General features: G+C 34.7%; 14 protein-coding genes. All 14 read right to left on the bottom strand.

What is annotated here, in order from left to right; genetic code table 11:
- Positions 1–16 precede the first annotated feature (16 nt).
- Complete coding sequence (deoC, locus tag DOS84_RS08920) at positions 17–760, bottom strand: deoxyribose-phosphate aldolase (RefSeq protein WP_111409786.1); 744 nt, start codon at positions 758–760, stop codon at positions 17–19.
- Positions 761–861: 101 nt separating this feature from the next.
- Positions 862–1,206, bottom strand: coding sequence for a VanZ family protein (locus DOS84_RS08915; protein ID WP_243636357.1), 345 nt, complete (start codon positions 1,204–1,206; stop codon positions 862–864).
- 40 nt (positions 1,207–1,246) lie between these two features.
- Complete coding sequence (gene gcvH / locus DOS84_RS08910; protein ID WP_111409784.1) at positions 1,247–1,627, bottom strand: glycine cleavage system protein GcvH; 381 nt, start codon at positions 1,625–1,627, stop codon at positions 1,247–1,249.
- Between the two features lie 83 nt (positions 1,628–1,710).
- Positions 1,711–8,859, bottom strand: a complete 7,149-nt coding sequence (gene sov / locus DOS84_RS08905) for a T9SS outer membrane translocon Sov/SprA (RefSeq protein WP_111409783.1) — start codon at positions 8,857–8,859, stop codon at positions 1,711–1,713.
- A gap of 24 nt (positions 8,860–8,883) precedes the next feature.
- Positions 8,884–9,465, bottom strand: a complete 582-nt coding sequence (gene ruvA / locus DOS84_RS08900; protein ID WP_111409782.1) for a Holliday junction branch migration protein RuvA — start codon at positions 9,463–9,465, stop codon at positions 8,884–8,886.
- A gap of 145 nt (positions 9,466–9,610) precedes the next feature.
- Positions 9,611–11,896 carry an NADP-dependent malic enzyme gene (locus DOS84_RS08895; protein WP_111409781.1) on the bottom strand — a complete coding sequence of 762 codons (2,286 nt, stop codon included), beginning with the start codon at positions 11,894–11,896 and terminating at the stop codon, positions 9,611–9,613.
- 150 nt (positions 11,897–12,046) lie between these two features.
- The gene (locus DOS84_RS08890) at positions 12,047–12,472 is read right to left on the bottom strand and encodes a CBS domain-containing protein (RefSeq protein WP_111409780.1); all 426 of its coding nucleotides are present in this window, start codon (positions 12,470–12,472) and stop codon (positions 12,047–12,049) included.
- Between the two features lie 76 nt (positions 12,473–12,548).
- Positions 12,549–14,414: a trehalase family glycosidase gene (locus tag DOS84_RS08885; protein WP_111409779.1), complete on the bottom strand. Its 1,866-nt coding sequence runs from the start codon at positions 14,412–14,414 to the stop codon at positions 12,549–12,551.
- Positions 14,398–15,624 (bottom strand): MFS transporter, encoded by a 1,227-nt coding sequence (locus DOS84_RS08880; protein ID WP_111409778.1) that lies wholly within the window; start codon positions 15,622–15,624, stop codon positions 14,398–14,400. Before DOS84_RS08880 ends, DOS84_RS08885 begins: the two co-directional genes overlap by 17 nt.
- A 108-nt stretch (positions 15,625–15,732) precedes the next feature.
- A complete protein-coding gene (locus DOS84_RS08875; RefSeq protein WP_111409777.1) occupies positions 15,733–16,671 on the bottom strand; it encodes a carbohydrate kinase family protein in 939 nt (312 codons plus the stop codon).
- 1 nt (position 16,672) lies between these two features.
- The gene (locus tag DOS84_RS08870; protein WP_111409776.1) at positions 16,673–17,848 is read right to left on the bottom strand and encodes a glycoside hydrolase 100 family protein; all 1,176 of its coding nucleotides are present in this window, start codon (positions 17,846–17,848) and stop codon (positions 16,673–16,675) included.
- Positions 17,841–19,151: an MFS transporter gene (locus DOS84_RS08865; protein ID WP_111409775.1), complete on the bottom strand. Its 1,311-nt coding sequence runs from the start codon at positions 19,149–19,151 to the stop codon at positions 17,841–17,843. The genes DOS84_RS08870 and DOS84_RS08865 overlap by 8 nt, the downstream gene beginning before the upstream one ends.
- A 123-nt stretch (positions 19,152–19,274) precedes the next feature.
- Positions 19,275–20,186 carry a GyrI-like domain-containing protein gene (locus DOS84_RS08860; RefSeq protein ID WP_111409774.1) on the bottom strand — a complete coding sequence of 304 codons (912 nt, stop codon included), beginning with the start codon at positions 20,184–20,186 and terminating at the stop codon, positions 19,275–19,277.
- A gap of 2 nt (positions 20,187–20,188) precedes the next feature.
- The gene (locus tag DOS84_RS08855; RefSeq protein WP_111409773.1) at positions 20,189–21,541 is read right to left on the bottom strand and encodes a vanadium-dependent haloperoxidase; all 1,353 of its coding nucleotides are present in this window, start codon (positions 21,539–21,541) and stop codon (positions 20,189–20,191) included.
- Positions 21,542–21,545: the final 4 nt, after the last annotated feature.

Genomic DNA, 21,545 nt, shown 5'->3' with positions numbered 1-21,545 from the left:
TGAATAATATGTCTAATCAATACTGAGAAGAAGACTCTTCTCCATTTGCAATTGCTTTGGCACCTGAAGTCCCAATTCGTTTCACACCAAGCTCAACCATTTTCACGGCTTCTTCATACGTTCTTACACCACCGGCCGCTTTGACAGGAAGTGGTGATGCATTTTCAAGCATTATTTTAATGGAAGAAACAGTAGCGCCATTAGGTAAATCATTTTCTGTTTTATAAAAACCCGTTGACGATTTTACAAAAACAGAACTAAACGATCTTTCGTTAAAATTAGAAATCACCACATTTTTAATCAATGCAGAAAATTGTGCAATTTGTGATTCATTTAAAGCTGCCACTTCAATAATCCATTTTACTGTTTTATTGTGTTTCAATCCTAGCTGAGTACCTTTTAGGATTTCTTCTTCAACCAAGTCAACATCACCTGCTTTGAAAGCTTCATAATTACAGACAAAATCCAAATCATCGGCACCATTTTGTATACATTCAAGAGCTTCATCTAATTTTTTATCCAAAGAAGATTTGCCTTCTGGAAAGTCTATCACAGTTCCCACTAACACCTTTGATTCTGCAGCAACTATCATTTCCTTTGCCAAAGCAACTCTATCAGGACGTATCATTATCAACTTAAAACCCTCTTCTATAGCTTCTTGAATAAAACCCTGAGCTACAACTATGTTTTCACTTTCGCTCAAACCAGCTTGAACATTAGTTTTCAAATAGGTAGAATCCAAATAATCCTTAATGTTCATCTTTAGAATTTAAGAAGTTAAACTAAGCAAAATTACATTATTCGAATGAAACGACCTCAATGGTATTTCATACAAAATAAAAAAACCCACCGAAGTGGGTATTATTTTTTTAATATTGAATTTAAAATATTGAATCTATTACAAATCACAACCATGAAGACAGCTAATATTGCTCCCACTACATTAGCTAGAACATCAAGAACGTCAGCACTTCTAGTTGTGGTTATTAAGTTTTGCAATATTTCTATCGCAATCCCAAAAACAAAAGAAAAAATAAAAGAATACATCAAAGGTTTAATTCTATTATCACTTTGAAACTGTTTTTGAAAAAACAAAAACCAAACAAAAGTAAATACTAAATGAAAGAAAGTATGAATACACTTATCTAGATTTTGAATGTTTATAACAGGAATTTCATTCGAGTTGACTAAACAAAAATAACTCACAATCCCAGTCCATAGTAAAGCAACCAAGAACAAAAAATATTTAGGCACCTATAAGCTCTTTATACGCCTCACTTGAGAGTAACTCTTCAACTTCTGACGGATTAGAAATTTTTACTTTGATCATCCATCCAGCACCATAAGGATCTGCATTTACACTTTCTGGATTACTTTCTAAAGCATCATTGAATGCAATGATTTCCCCAGACAACGGAAGAAACAAATCAGATACTGTTTTTACAGCTTCGACTGTTCCAAAAACCTCATCTTTATCTAAAGTTTGATCCAAAGTTTCAACTTCAACATATACAATATCTCCTAATTCCTTTTGTGCAAAATGAGTGATTCCCACTGTAGCAACATCTCCTTCAAGACTAACCCATTCGTGATCTTTTGTGTACTTTAAATTTGCTGGTATGCTCATAAAAATGATAATTGATAATTAATACTTATTTTTTGTACAAATGTAACAATCTTATGCACAATTATGGTTTAGATTTTCAAAAATTAATTTCCAAAACTATAACGGAAAGTAAATCCGGAACTAATATTCGTTAGTGGAAACGAAGTTGAAATAACCGGTTTAGAAAAAGAGTGATTGTAATAAAAAATTATAGTTAAGTTTTTGCTCAAAGAATAATCAGCAGTAGCATTCAATGTCCATATATTTTGTCCACCCCCCAACTGATTGTTATCATAATCCAAATAGCGGACAATTGTTTGATTGTCTCTCAAAGTCAAATCAACCTTGATATTTATATCACTTTTTATAATTCCCATTGGATTATCTGCCAATCGGGAAGAGAAAATCACATCTTTTATACGATACCCCAAACCTACCACATATTCTATACCATGAACTTCGGTTAGCAAATTATTATCAAAACTCATAGACAAAGCCCTATCCTTATTAATTTGTGTCAATAACTTGAAAGAGTTTTTCAATTCAAAATCAATTCTCATCAAAGGATTAAACTGTTCAACCAGAGTAACGTTTGACATAATAGTAGGGTTATAAAAATTTCCACTATCATCAACACCATTTGGGTTATTTGTATAATTAAAATTAGAACGGAATGAATTTACCGTATAAGAAGCTCTATAATTTTGTTGCAAAGAAAATCGCTTAAATGTTTTCTTGAAAAACTCATACCGCATCAATCCAGTATATTTGATAGCCCAATTGGGTAATGGAAAACTTTTAAAAATATCAAATGAAACATGATCAGCGCTTGTACCAGAATAAGCAGCCAAAAAAGCAGGTAACAAAACAGCCTGATTGGAACTTGAATAACCAATAGGATACCCTTTCGAATCAAGACTTGCCGGATTATTAATATCTATTCCTCTTTCGGTAGCCAACCTATTGGCAACAATAAGCCTATTCTTTCTAAACTCATCAAAAGCCGTAGATCGAACTTCATTACTGGTAGAAAAAGAAGTCCCTATCAGCACTGTTGAAATGGAGAAAATACCAAAATTATACGGAGACCTTGGATTATAACCTCCATCAGCACCTACGTCATACTGTTCTGAAAAGTTCTCCGAATAGGAACGATCTCCCAATAAATCAATCTTTAAATCCGGCGTCAACTCCAAATTGGCAGAACCTTTAAACTTTTGATCGTTTACTTTTGTATAATTTTGATTGAACTCTTGATAATTGGTCAACCAACCATTCTTTGCAGCTTCATATCGCACATCACTTTGACTACCAAAAACAAAACCCAAAGTAGGTTTTGAAGACCCAAAGAATCCAACGCTAGGAATATATCCCGGAAGAACAGTTCCTTGATTCTCAGTAAAACTAAGATTGATACTTTTTACACTCGTCAATATCCCTTTCAATCCATCTATAAACTGATTTTGGTTAATCTTTTTTAATGGATCCGTTTTTACTATTTTTTCGCCTGGCTTAGGAGCGACAACAGGTTTTGGCTTACTTCCTGAGCTTTTGGAAATCCCTATGTATTTATACAAGGTTTCCATATTGAATGTGGAATTAAAATTAGTTGATCTTGCATTCTGCACAGTATTTCCCAAATTGTAACGCGTTCCTTCAATTTCAATATTACTCAATGCCTCAGAAGACTGCTGCCAACTGTAATCACCCGTATATGAATAATTAGCCTTTATAAAGCTTAAAAAAGGGATCTTATCAAAAGGAATTTCATAGTTTAAAATGAACTGTTGCATATGAAAATTGGCAGTTCCGGTATCGAAATAGCCATCCCAAATAGTTACATCATTCATTGGCTGATCATTAGCATCCAAATAATTTTTCACTAAGTTTCTGGAAGCTGCAGTATAATTTATTTTTAATGATTTTGTCAAATTAAAATTAAAGCCATATTGGTAATTAAAACCAAAATTTCTTCTATACAATGGTTCAAAACCAATACCTATATCTTCTACCTGTCTAAATTGCTGTTCATTACTTTGTCTAACCACATTGGTATTAAAAGTAACACTTGAAGGTAAATAATTAAAATTAAGATCACTCAGAAACTTCCAATAAGTACTTTTCTTCATGAATTTAGTTTTTTGAAAAGGCTCAACAGGTTTTGGCTGAAAAGCAAAAGCATAATCAACAGTAGTTCTAGATTGTTGGTCTACATTCTTTTCAACTTCGAAATCGTGACGCTCTACTACATTATAATATTGAGAAAAAGTGAAATTTTCGGCATCATATGGCATGGGTTTCTTTTCAGCGCTTCTTTCTTTTCGTACTCCTATCAAATTGATACTTTTACGCTTGGTGTAATCTATTGCCTGATCCAATTTGCTTTTTCTTTCTGCGTCAGTATCGGCATTATCCAAAACTTGTTTCAGCTTGATATCCTCATAAAAAGGATCGTATTCGGGCTTAATAATTTCTTCTCCAATGGAATAATTAAAAGGCACATTGACCGCCCATTTTTTAGGCAAAAATTTTCCTAAATTAATATTGGTCACTACATTATACTGCTGGATATCTTCTCTACTTCTTTCATTAGGCCCCTGCTCGATAGTACCAAACCCAAAATTTTTGATATTACCTGTCAATGAGACTGTTGCCAAATCGGCAAAGTTAGTATCTACGTTTAGCAAAGCTGCAATACCACCTTTATTATCCATATCAGCCAAACGAAGTTCATTGAACCACACTTCCCCTTTTATATCTTGATGAAGCTCATTACTTTTTAAACCAAGCATTATATTTCGAATCAAACCTAAATTTGGATTTCCCTTGATTCCTAAACGCAACTTGTTATTTCCATCACCATTAGTTTCATTTGGATCGTCATCCGAATAATAAATCCCATCTGCCGGCAAAGTTGACTTGTCTATCTTTAAAGACTTAAGCTTTAATTGAGTCAATAATTCCAAAGACAAATCTATTTCGTTATCTGATGGCCAAACTAAATCTGCACTCAATGGCGGACAATCTTTTCCACCAGAAGCAGAAGCCACAGTAACTTTCAAAGGAATTTCTACTTGATAAAAATCATTCGAGTAATCCGCACCAAAACGCAGAAATGCCACCATTTGATTGTCTTGCAGGGCAATTTCGTCTGGCAAAGATTCGGCATGCAAAAACATTTTAAGTTTATTATATTGACGCATGTCAATATTGAAATTTTTGAAAGCCCCACGCCCATCTAAAGGCTCAAGCCCTTTCCCGGAAACCTTCATCGACAAGGACTGCTCATCCTGATTGATAACTGTATTATTATTATACAATTGTTCTCTTTTCACACTTGGCGGACTCACGTAATTTATGGGGCATCGACTGGAATTCTCTTCAATATTCACAGAAGCTGTTTCATAAACAGTTCCATCATCATCAACATTCAAATCATTAAAATCTAATGCTTGTGTATAACGTCTCCATTCTCCTCTTATCAAATCCAATGCTCCGAAACGCAAAGTAACCTGATCCGTAAATTTGGTCATAAACATTCTCATGAATCGAATGGATCTAAAATCAGAAATTTTTCCAATAGTATTTTCAGGTTGGGAAATCGGAATCTTAAATTGTATCCATCTTGCTTCGGTTGAACTGCCGTTTGGTAAAGTAACAGTAGTATTTCTTACATCCGCAATATAGTTTTGCCCAACTTGCATATCAGGTTTCATATCAATGCTGTATTCATAATAGGCATTGATGGTGTTCATTGTATTGTCCCTATTCACATCTTCCACATCAGGAACTGTTGAAGAACCTCTGTTAGCCGAATTAATGTTAACATTTGAATTTCCATCGACTCCATTGTAATTTCTATAGCGATCTAATACACCTCCAGTAGTATTTAAATAATAGGTATAGTCATCCCCTGCAGGATCGGGTTCTGAAGCATAATTAGAATACACTTTTGCCTCTTCAACAGAAGCAAGCCCATCTAATCCAATATCTTGGTTGGTACGGTTGCCCTCATTATTATCAAAAGCATAAATTAATGATTGGGAGGCTGGTGCATTTCCCCATACTGGAGGAGGATTCACTACAACTTGATCGGGACCAAAACCATTTTCATATACTTTTCTGCCGTCTTTCAAAACATCCTCAGAAATTTCTCCAAGATTGAAATAGACTTTTCCTGTATTAGATTTTGGTACACTTCCCGCACCCACATAAGGATCCATAACCCAAAACTGAATATATTCTACGTTACTTTGCTCGAAATTGGTAGAACTTAACGATCTCACAATTCCTCCAAAATTTTCGTTGGGATTGTCAGAGACAGTCGAGGAATTATTGTAAGGTCCACGATCCTTTGGATAATAACTCATATCCAGCGTACTAACCACAAGCGACTGACCTTGAACAATATCTGTCAATGGATACAATTCTTCACTATAAACCCTTCTTGTAGTATTCAAAGACAAATCATCATTTGTTATTCCCGATGGTTTTGAAGTATAAAAAACGGGATCTATAGAATACCACGCTAATTTGGCTCTTTTGAAACCATAATCCAACCCATTTAAATTTCCATTAAAATTATAAGTACTGGTTGTATTGTTCTCTGGAGTAGATGACATGGTCCAAGCATAAGGAGATCGCAAATCGATAGAGGACTGAGAACTTTCAAAATCATCAACATAAATAGTGGATTCACCCTGAAATTTATCCCCATCAGATGCATTGGGCATCAAATAAGCAAATTCTCCACTTACTGAAATATTAGAAGGCACATCAGTATCCATGTTCGGTAACTTATTAACCAAACGAGTAAAAAACGGAACTTGAGATGAAAAATTCCCGTGCAATCCAAAAATACTGTTATTTACGGATTCCTGACCATAACTTGATTTTTGTGTGAATGGTTTCTCTTTCATGTTTAAAAAAGTAGCCCCAACCATAAAATTTTCGGATATTAAATGATCCACATTTACCCCAAAAAACCTTCTGGTTTGTTGTCCAAAAACAGAGTTGTTTTCCAATGAAATTTCAATTGGAGTATTTGAAGCCTGTAATGATGGATCCAAAATTTGAACTCTACCCAATTGATAATTGACACTATAATCAACACCTTCAACCAACACCCTTCCGGCAGCAGTAACTTTCACGGATCCCAAAGGAACATTGAATGCACCAATCGGAATTCCTTCTCCACCTACAGATTTATATTTTCCTCGCAAAAGAAACTTATTTACTTCTGGGTTTTGAATGGCTCCTGCTTGGGTAACCCTGTACATATACGGATTTACGTATTTTTTTTGATTTTCGTTGTAAGTATTTACATCATTGTAATCTTCGGTTGAGCCTTGATTTTTTAGTTTAGAAAACAATAACTCACCAAAAGGTTCTTTACTTGTAAAAATGATTCGACCATTCTGTTGATCCACGGTTAGACCAGGAATAAAATCAAAAAAACCATCACCCCCTGCTTGTGGATCATTGTTGTAATTCAATTTGTCTACATTAAGAACTTTCAACAAAGTAGTGTTTTCTACCGTATTTTCAGGAGTTGGATTGGCAGGAAAAGGACTTCCGTCAACAGGAGTTATATAATTTAAGGCTGATGGATTTTTATATAAAATGTTTAACCTGAAATCTTCCTGCTGCAATTGATAGGCGCCTTGTATTTGATAAATGTTTTTCATCATCAAATTCCAAACTGGGTTTGATACATTTGTCAAACTACTTTTTAACATTTTCAGAATTAAAGTCTGAGAAACAATCGTTTGATTGGAAGGCTGATTCCCTCCCACAACAGTAGCTTCAACACCATCATTACCAAACTCACCTACTTGATAAACTTTGTCACCAATTGAATACTGATAGGCTACTGCCAAAATCTCATCATTCCCTAATCGTTGTTGCAAGGAGATGTATCCTAACTGAGGATTAAAAGTATATTCATTCGACAATAACTTTCTGGCATTTTCCAATTTTGAATAATCCTGACCTTCACTAACAGTGATAGAAGGCGAAAACCCAGAACTTGCGGTTACTATTTCACGAATGTTATCATTCAAATAACCTGTGTTGGTCTTAATTAAAGCAGGGTCATAGAAGTTATTGGTATTATCTGATGGAGAATCAATTGGCTTGATAAACATTCCTGTAGAAGGATTCAACACTACTACCTTATTATCAGGCAACCCAGTTATTTGTGCCTCACCTAAATCCTGAAGCGCAATAATATTCCTTAAATTATTGCTGGTTGTGTTTACTCGGTTTTGTTTGTTGGTAATCCAAACTTCCAGTCTTGTTATTTGAACCCTTGAATCAATAAAAGGATAATTTTTTAATGAAGCATCATATTTATCCCTGAAATATTGAGACAAGAAGAAGTGGCGGTCATTATCATAGTCCAAACCATACATTTCAAATTCCTGAATAGTTCCTCCTCCTTGGGCAATTACGCTTTTGGCTTGTGATTTTTGTTCTGAAAAAACTCCCGTAACCGTTGTTTTACCAAATTGTAATTCCGTTTTTACACCAAATAAACTCTGAGCTCCTTGAATCAAAGTGCTGTTTAAGGGCATACTAACATTCCCCACTTCAATTTTCCGAACAATGTCATCGTCCGCTGGGGTGTATTCCAATTTTAATAAATTTTGGAAAGCAAAGGTGGATTGGGTATCAAAATTAGCATTAACCTGTAGTCGTGTCCCCACTTTCCCTAACAAACTCATACTTATCCTTTGATTAAAATCGAATGAGGTGTTCGTTCTATTACGGGGGGAGAATGCTGGGTTATCTTGTTTGGTATACAATACCCCTAAGTCAATTTCAATAGATCCTGTTGGTTTTACATCGATGGTATTACTTCCAAAAACCGATTCAAAAAGTCCAGATTTGATATAATATCGAGGCAATAAATCCTTTTTGGCTGCATCACTTCCTTCTTTTTTCCCATCAATGGCATCCAACTTTTTGCCAAAATAATCATTCATCGATTCTTTTAGCATCAACTTTTCATACTCAGCAGGAGTTAAAACAATAGGATAATTGATATTGAAATCGTCTATAGAACTGGTATAGACATAGGTATCCGTAACTGGATCATAGGTATAGGCAGACAAAATGCTTTGAGGATTTGCCATCTGAACCTCACCAACATCGTATCCTTTTTTTATTGTATCCTGAACAACACTTTGCACTTGAGCCTGCGATACAAAACCACAAAATAATACCAGCAAAAAAATGTAAATTTTATGCATATCGATTAGGCTTCTATTATCCTCTTATAAATTTTTTAATGCTTTTTTGATTATAGTCTCCACAGTAGCCTCTGGGTCTTCTTTTACGATTTTTTCAATGATTTTTTCAGATGTTTTTCGAACAAAACCAAGAACTTCTAGAGCAGATAACGCCTCATCTTTATTTGTATTGCTCAATGACATTGAAACTTCATCTAAATCATACAATTTTAACACTTTTTCTTTTAAATCAAGGATTACTCTTTGGGCAGTTTTGCTACCAATTCCTTTTATTTTTTGAATTGTAACTACATCCCCCGAGGCTATGGCATTAATAATTTGTTTGGGTTCCAAAGAAGAAAGCATTGTTCGTGCTATACTGGCTCCGATTCCAGATACAGACAACAACATTTTAAAAATTTCTCTTTCAGATTTCTCTACAAAACCGAACAAAGTATGGGCATCTTCCTTTATTTGAAGATAGGTATAAAGTTTTATAAAATCGGTATTGGGTAATAATGAATAAGTGTGCAAAGATATATTTACGTGATAACCAACTCCACTACAGTCAATCACAACATCTGTAGGTGATTTTTCCACTAATTTTCCTTGTAAATGTGCTATCATAAAATAAATTATCTGTTCAAATATAATAAAATTTGAGATTAAAAGACAAATGTATTGCGTTTAATGGAGTACTCTTTTAAGTATAAACCAACACATTACATTTAAATCTTAAAATCTCAAATTTTAATCTCTGGGTATTTTAAATCTATTTCCCTTTCAACCTCATACTTTTTTCTTGTGCATCAATTACCGCAATTGCAGCCATATTTACCATTTCTTCAACACTGGCACCCAATTGGAAAACATGAACAGGATTTTTCATTCCCATCATGATTGGCCCGATTGAACCTACTTTATTCAACTCTTTCAAGAGTTTGTAAGTAATATTGGCCGATTCCAAATTTGGAAAAACCAAGGTATTTACTTTTTTTCCTGCTAGTTTTGAAAAAGGGAATTTGGCTGACAACATATCTGGATTCAATGCAAAATCAGCTTGAAGTTCTCCGTCAACAATAATATCAGGATGATTTTCATGCAAATAAGCTACTGCTTCTTTCACTTTTGTAGCACTTTTATTCACCGAAGATCCAAAATTTGAATACGATACCATCGCAATAATAGGCTCAACTCCAAACATTTTTGCAGTATTGGCTGTCATCACTGCAATTTTGGCCAATTCCTCGGCAGTTGGATCTATATTTATCGCTGTATCAGACAAAAACATCGGACCTCGATTTGTCATCATAATATTTGTGGTAGCTACCAAAGAAACATTCGGGGCTTTGCCAATTATTTGCAACATTGGTTTCACAACGGAAGGATAACTTCTGGAATGTCCAGAAACTAAAGCGTCGGCTTCACCAGTATTCACCATCATGGCAGCGAAATAATTTCTCTCTCTCATGAACTTTTCAGCATCAAAAAGTGAAATTCCATTTCTTTTTCTAGACTCCCATAATTCAACAGCGTATCTAGTTCTTCTTTCCTGTTCTTCGTCAAGTTTTGGATCTACAATTTGAACATCAGCATCAAAACCAAGCTCTTCCTTTAGTTCCAATATGATTTCTTTATTCCCTAATAAAATTGGGAACCCAATACCTTCTTCATAAACAATTTGAGCAGCTTTTAAAACATCCAATTGTTCCGCTTCCGCAAAAACAATTCTCTTAGGATCAGTTTTGGCTCTGTTGGTAATCATTCGAATCATTTTATTATCGTTACCCAAACGATTCAAAAGTTCTTCCTCATACTTTTCCCAATCAGTTATTGGATTCAATGCCACTCCCGATTCCATTGCAGCTTTGGCAACTGCAGGCGCAACTACAGCAATCAATCTAGGATCAAAAGGTTTTGGAATGATATATTCCCTTCCAAAAACCAATTTAGTAGCCCCATAAGCAATATTTACCTGTTCTGGAACATTCTCTTTGGCAAGTGCAGCAAGTGCTTTTACGGCAGCCATTTTCATAGCCTCATTTATCTTAGTGGCACGAACATCAAGTGCCCCTCTAAAAATATATGGAAATCCTAGTACGTTATTTACTTGATTAGGATGATCAGAACGTCCAGTCGCCATAATAACATCTTTACGTGTTGAAATAGCTAGATTGTACGCAATTTCTGGATCTGGATTTGCCATGGCAAAAACAATAGGATTATCTGCCATTGCCAATAACATTTCAGGAGTCATCACATTTGCAGTTGACAATCCCAAGAAAATATCTGCTCCTGTCAGTGCTTCTTCAAGGGTAAGAGAAGCTCCTTCTACAGCATATTTCAATTGCAATTCAGACAAAGCAGGATTGTCTTTGGTCAAAAGACCTTTACTGTTGAACATTAAGATATTCTCTCTTTTTACTCCCAATAAAACGTACAAATCGGCACAGGCAATAGCTGCAGATCCTGCACCGGACACGACCATTTTCACATCTTCTGCTTTTTTGTCCGCCAATTCTAATGCATTAATTAAAGCTGCGGAAGATATAATTGCTGTCCCATGCTGATCGTCGTGCATTACCGGAATATTCAGTTCCTCAACAAGTCTACGCTCGATTTCAAAAGATTCCGGCGCTTTAATATCTTCAAGATTGATTCCTCCAAAAGTGGGAGCAATATTCTTTACTGTCTGAATAAATTCTTCAACATTTTCGGTTCCAATTTCGATATCAAACACATCAATATCAGAAAATATTTTAAACAAAAGACCTTTTCCTTCCATTACTGGTTTTGAAGCTTCCGGCCCAATGTTACCAAGTCCCAAAACGGCGGTTCCATTTGTGATAACAGCCACTAAATTTCCTTTAGCGGTATATTTATAAACATTATTGATGTCTTTTGCAATTTCCAAACATGGTTCTGCAACTCCTGGAGAATAGGCCAGAGACAAATCTCTTTGTGTTGCATATTTTTTGGTAGGGACTACTTGGATTTTACCTGGAGTTGGTTTAGCGTGATACAATAACGCTTCTCTTCTTTTACTGTTCTTATCCATTTTTTATTTTTTTTCTAATCCGCAAAGATAACGGACTTCCTTTAAAACAGAAGCCTTTATCTCTTTCTTTTATTATAATTTACGATAATTTATAACCAAAAAAAATAGCCACACGTGATGTGGCTACTTACTGTTCATTTTAACTAACTGTTATTGCGAAATATAGGAATCTAAATGTTTTATGGTTTCTTTTTGAACTTCTATTATGGATTTTACGACATCACCAATTGAAACAAGTCCAATTATATTTCCATTTTCAATCACTGGTAAATGTCTGATTCTTCTTTTACTCATTAATTCCATACAATAATCCAAATTATCAGAAGGCTTAACGGTCACCACATCACTCTCCATGATTTCGCTAACAGGCGTTTTCTTTGAAGACTTATCTTTTAAAACAATTTTTCTCGCATAATCTCTTTCTGATAAAATTCCTTTCAAAGCTCCGTCTTCAATTACAAGAATAGCTCCTATATTTTTCTCCCCCATTACTCTCAACGCTTCGAAAACGGTAATGGTCGAAACAATAGAATAAACCTCTCTTCCTTTTGTGCTTAGTATTTGATTTACAGTCATAATAGATAAATTTTAGAAAGTTAAATTTAGAAAAAAATCATATACAAAAAGTAAAAAAAATAATAAATTTTATTTACTAAAACAATTCATCTGGAGATGTCAGTCGATTCAATTCGTCTATTAATTTACCATCCAAAATTTGCAACCCATATTGATACGATGCATTTACCCAACCAAAACCTTCTTTTGCAATGTAATCAAACTCAGTTCCCACATTTCCATATTCGGCAAAAACTTTATGTGAACTGGTTTCTAAATCAAATTTCTCTGGAATAGTTCCATTGTATTCTACGGCATTTTTTGTAATTAACCAAAGCCAACGATAAACCATTTCATGGGCTTTGTCCTTGTAATTGTATTTCAGTAATCCTTCCCATAACAACATTTGGTGCGGAGCCCAACCAAAAGGGTAATCCCATTGCCGTTGTGGAGATTTTGAATCCAATTCTAGCCAACTGTTTTGGGTACTGCCTGTAATTCCACCCGTTTTTATAAAAAGGGGCAAAGCGTTTTCCACTAATTTTTGAGCTTGATGTTCGTCACATAATCCAGCCCAAAGTGAAAAGAATGTTGTTGCCGCTTCGAATGGGAATTGTTTTTTATTTACAAAATCGTAATCAAAATACATGCTTGCCTCTTCATTCCAACACAATTCATTCATTTTCTCTTTTCTGAACTCAGCTTTCTTAGCCCATTCAATTGGAGTATATGTAACATTTTCTACAGTAAATGAACCTTCAAAATAATCTCTGATCAAACTTTCGATGTCTTTTTCATATTTGTAAAGAAAACTATTGACATCAACTGAATTCAAATTGGCGCACGTATTAATTAAGCGATTGGTTGTATCGTGACCACTTTCGCGCATACTTCGATCGTGCACAAAATACAAATCCAGTTCTGGATCTGTAATTGTTCGGGCCAAATATTGTTTTTCGAATTCTCGAATTGGTAAATTATATTTAATCGCATAAGGTTGTAACACATCATCAAAATGGCCTGGTTCTACCTCAAAAGGCATTCCCACGCCATCCGCTTTATATCTACTCAATCCTGTCGGAGTCAATCTATTTCCCTGTACCATCCAAACCGTATTATATTCTAGAATTACAGTTTCCAGATGGCTCCTCAACCATTCTTGACCGACATTACCCTCTTTGACAATCGCAACCAGTAACGAAGAATACAAAGGCGGCTGTGTTCTGGTGAGGTAATAACTACGATTAGCATTTAATATTTTACCGTAATGTATAATTTGATATTTAAAATTCTCGGCGATAGCAATTGCCTTATCAAATTTCTTGTCAATCAATAATCCAACTCCAATAAAGTAACTATCCCAACCATACATTTCGTTGAATCTTCCCCCAGGCACTACAAAAGGAACCCCCTGTAAACTGTACACTTTTTTCTGTAATGCTAAAGCCAAAATCCCTGGCTTATGATCCAATGTTGCTACATAATCTTCCGAAATAACCGAAGGCATAACGACCACTTCAAAATTTTTCAACTCGTTTTCTAATTCTTTAAAATAAGTAACACCTTGTGAGTCCTTTTCGGAAACATAAAGAGTAGCTACTTTATTGGAAGTTTTTACATCTTCAATAATTAGTTTCAATCCTTTCTTATCAATAGTTCGGGTCAATTCATCCCAATAGTCCTCTTTGATTTTTCTGGAAATTCTTTCTACAGGATTCTCCAGGATATAATCCAAATCAACCTCGCCCAATATGTCTTCATTTTCTTTTAGCACCGCCAATTCTTGAAGCAGATTGGATAAATGATAAGTCCCTTTAATAATTTGTTCTTCTTTAGTATTTTCATCTATCAGAACAAATTTTTTTGGACCTAAATCATCTTTGGTTATTTTTTTGTCATTATCCGTATCTTCTTGAAGCAAAAGCGCTTCAAATACCATTTCGACATTAAGTAAGAGCTTCATTTTTTCTATTTAATTTGTTAATAAAAAACAAAACAACAACAAGAACTGCCAGAGGAATTAATGAAAAATAAAATGCTTTACTTCCTCCAATTTTTTGGAATAAATATCCAATAATCACCGATCCGCATGTTCCTCCAATTGCTGAGAAAAAAGTCAGCAAACCAGCAACGGCTCCATGAAAATGTTTCTCGGTAGCACTTATAATTGTTGAGTTCACGATAGGATAAATGGGCGCTAAAAACAATCCAATTAATGGAAATACAAATCCAATTAACGGAACTTGTGCCAAGGTATCAATCTGTGTAATCGCAATTCCCGAAGCCATAGGCAGAACAAAAACAACTAAACTCGCTGCTGCAAATAAACAAATAGTCAAAAAAACATACCAATGTATTTTCTTGACAATTATCCCCGAAACAAATCGTCCGAAGGCAATGGAAAGCATCAAAATCACGGCCATTTGTCCTGCCAATCTTTCATTGAGGTGCAACACTTTTTGATTAAAAGTAGGCAACCAAGACATTATTCCCTGTTCGGTCATCACATACATAAAGGCAAAAACAGCAAAAAGCAAAATCAAAGGTCTTTTCAACAAACCCAACATATCTTTAAAATCTTCTTGAAAAGATTTAGGGTTTTCTACTTTGGGCAAATTAAATTTTGAGGTTAAAATAAAAACAAAAACAAGAGCTATCAATCCCGCCAGAACTAAGTAAACATTGAGCCACGCTTTTGGATTGGTTTCACTATAAAACATTGGAAAAATCACATAGGCAAACACAATCCCTAACATAAAAACACTTTCTATATAACTCATAAAGGCCTTATGCTGTTTTTCGGTATCGGTAACTACACCTATTAAAGCCATAACAGACACCTTAATTATGGCAAAAGAGAATCCTGTACAAGCAAATAGCACGATGACACTCCAAAACGAATCCCCAAAATACATCACAAAACACCCTGTAAAAACAACAGCCAAACTGATTAGCATCCCTTTTTTATAGCCTAACTTAGGAAGTAATGAACCTATCAAAAAAGCAACAAATGCAATAGTTAAATCTTTCGCAGGTTCCAAGACACTTGCCTGTACTTCTGAAACACCGTACATATTTTGAGACTTTTGAATCAACAATCCCACACTATTCAAAAGGGCTGCAAAAACAAAATAATTAATAAATAATGCGAGTTTAATGGTGATGTTTTTCATATAAAGTTAATATTTGTTTTTTATTTGAATATGGAATTCGCATATCTTCATTAGTTTTTTACGACCAATTTACTTTTATGCTCATTTCATTTAAGGTTTAAATAAGGTTTATAAATCGGTGTTTAGATAGTCCAGAATATCGATTCCGTTTGGCAAACCTCCCATATTTTGAAGCTTTAAAACAGCCAATCTTTGAGCAATGGCAATCGTTTCTTCCCAATTTCTATTTTGCAATTGAGCGTATAAAAATCCTGTCCAAAAAGCATCTCCTGCTCCAGTGGTATCTTTTATTTCTGCAACAGGCAATGCCTCTTTACGAATTATTCCGGTTTCTCTATCAGACAACACCACTCCATTCTTGCCTTTGGTCAAACAAACAGTAGAAACCCCCAAACCATGAAAATAGTCGAATATAAAATCTTCTGATTTCGCTTCCGCAAAAAGACGGTAGCAGTCATCTTCACTTAATTTCACAAAAGGATTAGTTGATAGATAGTCACTAAGAATTTGCTTAGCTTCTTCTCTATCAGGCCAAATTCTTTCCGAAAAATTAACATCAATACTCGTCTGTAAACCCAAAGCTTTGGCTTTCTTGGCATTTTCAACAATGGTTCTTTGAGCTGGTTTTTTGCTTAAAGCAAAACAAGTAGTATGATACATTTTTGCGCTTTTTAATAAATCTTCTGGAATTTGGTTTGGCACAATCTGGAAATCGGCATCCCGATATGGAATAAAATCAGGGGTTCCCGTTGATTTTGAAACCAAAATAATCGAGGTAGAAGCTTTATCTAACTGAGAAATTTGTGTAGTAATCACTTTTTTTTCTTTCAATTTTTGAATACTAAAATCACCCAAACCGTCTTTACCGCATGCAGCCACCAAAACTGACTTCAATCCTAATCTTGACGCATTCAAAGCCACATTCGTTGGAGAACCGCCAAGATATCTGTGATAATCTTCCGTTTCTCTAATAGTAGCATTCACTTGATGACCGATACAATCAATCAACAATTCCCCCACACATATAATATCTATAGTTTTTTCCATTTTAAACTAAAAATTTAAAATTAGCATGCCTATTTTGATGCAAAAAAACCGTTGCTGCAGCACTCCACGCACAAAAAGGGACTCCATTTGGAACTTTGGTCTCACTATTGAAATTTTCATAAAAACTAAACTCTTCAACAGCATTGGCTTGATTTATGGCGTCCAAAACTTCATCAGCTTCTTTTTGTTTTCCTTTGGACAATAACGCCAATCCGTAAAATCCATTCACCATAGACCAAGTGCCTCCATTATGAAACTCATTGGGGTAATTCCTAAATTCGTACTTACAATTGTTTTTAAGAAGGTTCCAATCCAAGTCGTTTTCATATATGGGAGGCCAAAAAGCGGGTAATAATCGCAATGCCATTTTATTTCTCAGTTGCAAAGAATAGTCTATTATGGAATTCTGAAATTCATTTGACCCAATATTAAGCATCAAAGCCAGAGAATTGGCAAATGCATCGAATTGAGTTTTGTAGCCTGCAGGTGAAAAAGAGCAAGGCATAAAATCTTGAATATTTATTTCTTTATACGCTCTTTCGTGGTATTTCTCTCCAACTGAATGGGGTGTGAAATTACATTCAATTTGAGCTGTTATCATTTCGATTTTGACAGTTAAAGAATCTCTATTTGCAAAATGATTATAACTTTTCAACGCCCAAACCCGAAGCAATTGATCATATAAAACATAACCATCGGTAATATATTCATCGGCCCAATTCCCGGATAAAGGCACATACAAAAGTCCCTTGTTATTAAATTCCCAGGCTTCGAGCAATTGCAAACATTTCTCAATATTGGCTTCGTGTTTTTTTACAAAAGAATAGTCTTTGGTATGAAAAGCATATTGACAAATCCCAATTACAAACCAAGTTACTGCATCTACTCTGCCGGCAAGACCGCCGTAACTTACTTCCACACCTTCTTCGCTAGTCATTACATTGGAGGGAATTGTCCCGTTATAATGTTGATTTCGTGCTAAAGTCTCTAATGTTTTTCGAAAAGTAATTATCAAATTTTCATCTCCAGAAGCTAATGCCGCTAATCCGCAAATCACACCATCCCTAGCCCAAACTCTTTTGTAATTTGAGATGTTTTGAGCACTTGCCAAAAATCCTTCCGAAGAAGATACTTCCTGAAGTAAGTCGATTGCTTTATTATATGCTAAATTATTCACTTATACTTTCTTTTTTTGTTGCGATAAATAGAGTAAAGACAGCACTTAAAACTAATAAAACTCCGGCAAATGTTATTGCCAATCGAGGATCATTATTTAAAAAATGCTTTAAAATATACCCAAAACTAATAGTCTGGATAAACATTGGGATTACAATCATCATATTAATGATTCCCATATAAACACCATATCGCTCTTTAGGGATTTGTGAAACAACCATTAGATATGGAATTCCCATCATGCTAGCCCAACCGATTCCAAAACCGGTTATGGCAGGAAATAACAAATACTTATTCTCAATATGGGGAAAAAGTAAAAATCCAATTGCGGCCAAAATCAAGCAGGTAAAATGAACCATTTTTGCTGAATACTTTTTTGCAAAATAGACCAATGCAAAGGCAACCAAAAAAGTCACTACATTATACCAGCCATTTACTAAACCCGTCCAACTTACCGCTTCTCCATACAATTTCATGTCTTTTTGAGGTGTCGTATGCCAAACGGAAAGTGCTATGCTTTTTGATGAATTTTGCCAATAACAAAAAAGTGCATACCATTGAAATAAATAAACTAGTGCAAGTTGCCACATTACTTTAGGCATGTGCTTTACTGCTTTTGCAATATCAATAAATGGAGTAAAAACATTTAGTGATTCCGATTGCATGATTTTTAACTCCTCTTCTGATGGAGGAATTTCCTTGGTTGTATATGAACTCCACCAAACCGACCCAATAGAGCAAATGGAGCCCAGAAAAAAGGATGCAAAAACCCAAGTTGGCAATTTTCCTGTTGTTCCAATAAAAATTAGTGGGAAAATAAATAATGAAACATTAGCTAACGTTTGCCCAAAACCTGTAAAAAAACTTTGTGCCTGAAAACCGGTTGGTTGTTGCGACTCATCCAGCTTATCGGCAATAAAAGCCCGATACGGTTCCATTGCGGTATTATTTCCTACATCTAATATCCACAGTAAACCAGCAGCCATCCATAACGAACTGCTAAAAGGATAAAGAAATAGAGCCAAACTACACACCAATGCACCTATAAAAAAATAAGGCTTACGTCTTCCTCCAAATTTTGGAGACCAGGTTTTATCACTCAAAGCACCAATTATGGGTTGAATCAATAATCCAGTTAGCGGTCCCGCCAAATTAAGAATTGGGAGTTGGTCAGGACTTGCCCCAAGAAAATCATAAATTGGATTTACGGCACTTTGTTGTAATCCGAAACTATACTGAATGCCAAAAAAACCAACATTCATATTAATAATTTGCCAAAAACTCATTTTTGCTTTAAAATTCATGCCGTGGTTTAGTTAATATTTAATTAAAAGTAATTCTATACAAACAATTAAAACATAATATAAAATCGAAATCGATTTCGAAAACACCAAAAACGTTTTCGTAAAGCAAAAAGGATCGAGAAATTATTTTTTTCCGAAAGGAATGATGACTTCTGTCTTCCAAGTAAGTTCATCTCCTCCGTCAAAAGGATTTGCAAAAAAATGTTCCAATGGTTTATTATTTAGCTCATAACCATTCTTTTTTGCATAATCTAACAACGCAAACCAAGAACGATCCGAAGTTCTCATGTTACCAAAATAAGTCGCTTTCAAACCTTTCATTGCCGGAATTGTTTTAAACTTTACATCATTATCAGCAATGATTTTTGTATTTCTATTAATTGGAAAACAATAATTAAAATCAAGGGTTTCCTTTTCAAAATCCCATTTTAAAACCTCAACATAGGGTCTTCCTATAATTTTAATATTATGTGTTTGAAGAAATCCAGTAATTACTCCATCATTCTCAATCATGGTTTGCGCTTTGGTTTGCAAAACACTTTTTAATGATAGGTACGCTACAAACTCTTCTTTTGACGAACCTAGTCCATCAATTTTATATTTAAATTTCGAAATATGGTCATTTAAACCCTCTTTAAAAGACTTTATTTTTTTTATTTGACTTACTTTGAATGGCGTGTTGCAAAATGGAGCTGTAATTTTATTATAAAGTCCATGCCCCAATTCTTTTACACTCACATTTACTTTAGTCATGGAATCATTTATGGAAACCATTTCCCAAGTGTAATCAATTTGAGAATTGCCCTTAGTCATTCTTTGTTTAATAAAATCAAAATTATTTTTTTCAATTATTTTATAATTTTCTTTCTCTTTCTCCAATTGAGTGGCACTCCACTCTTTAATTCCCTGAAAAACAGTCCCTGTTGCTGCTTTAACAGTAAATGAAATCGTATAATCGCTTTCTTTTATAAACAGATACCAAATCAAAAAAAACGATAGCAATAAGCTAAAACCCAATATAATTTTACTTTTCATAATTACTTAAGCATCTTCAATTTTGAAATAATAAAATCCCCTATATTTTGACCTTGAACAACTCCATTTTCAACCGCAGCTCTGTAATGGATTCCTCCATACATTCTACTATTTGCCGCTTCTTTTGCCGCTGCTTTAAAAGATGTAAAGTTTCTTTTTGGTAATCCAAAAGGAATTTCTGAATCATCTACAAAAGCAAAATTATCTCCAAAAATGGTGGTTAAAAGTGCTGCCGAACAAGTTGAAACTACAGAATGTCCACTTGTATATTCAGGAAACGGAGGCGTCTGTAACAAGGGTTTCCAATTCTCATCAATATTCTGATTGATTACCGTTTCAGGACGTACCATATTACTTTTGTATTTCTCGTCCCAACAACTGATAAATGACTCAAAAATCCCTATTGATGTCTTGGTGTAAGCGTAAACAGTTTTTTCAAAATCGGCATTGGTTTTTACACATGCAATTTTGGTTATACCAATCCAGTGTGCATCTGGAGTATTCTTCTTTTTGGCAAACATCATGTGACCTTGACTTACGGTCACATAAGGGTTACAATCCCAAAAAACGGCAACTTTTGATTCCTCTGGAACTGGATTGCTTTTAGATTCCTCCGATTTTTTTAATCCTTCAGAAATTTTTAGACTTATATTATATATCTCCATTACTTCCTTGAAATAAGCTGACTTTTTATCTAATGAAAAAGGTATTGCTGCAGTCGGTTTAAACTGTGACGCCGAATCCAAAACCATCGTTCTTATCTCTCCCCAATGCGGCTCAACTCCATCCATATAAGCTGGTGGAGTGGGTTGCCATCTTCCAGGTTGACTCGCAAAAACTGAAAATTTAGGCAAGGTTCTTGTTTGCTTGTAATTATCTTTCCCCATCCATTTTTTAATACGCTCGGCAACTTTCAATCCATACTCTTTGGAAACTTCAAATTCTTTTGAATTTTCACCTTCCCATTTTTTATACAAACTGTCTCTAAATTTCTCCAATGCATCTTCAGAGAAAATCAATTGCTTGCTTACTTCCATGTGTGCAATTATCGCAGCCAACTTTTGGTTTACACCTGCTTTAGAATCCAATGTTGGAATAGAATCCAGTCCATTCAACTGACCTTGTAAACTAGAATATGTTTTGCTGTTTTGGGCAATAACTTCATAAGCTGCAATATTTGGATACGCATATATTCTACTAGCTACTGGAGGAGAAAAAATATCATGAATCATTATTTCTGAAACGGTATCAACCGCAGCACGGAAATCACTAGCTGACACAACTATTTTTTCTTGTTTTCCACATGAAATAAAAAGCAAACAAACTGCTGCTATCGTATATAATTTAGACTTCATATTA

The sequence above is a fragment of the Flavobacterium aquariorum genome, from assembly GCF_003254745.1.
Lineage (GTDB): Bacteria > Bacteroidota > Bacteroidia > Flavobacteriales > Flavobacteriaceae > Flavobacterium > Flavobacterium aquariorum.
This window is presented reverse-complemented; position numbering and strand designations above follow the sequence as displayed.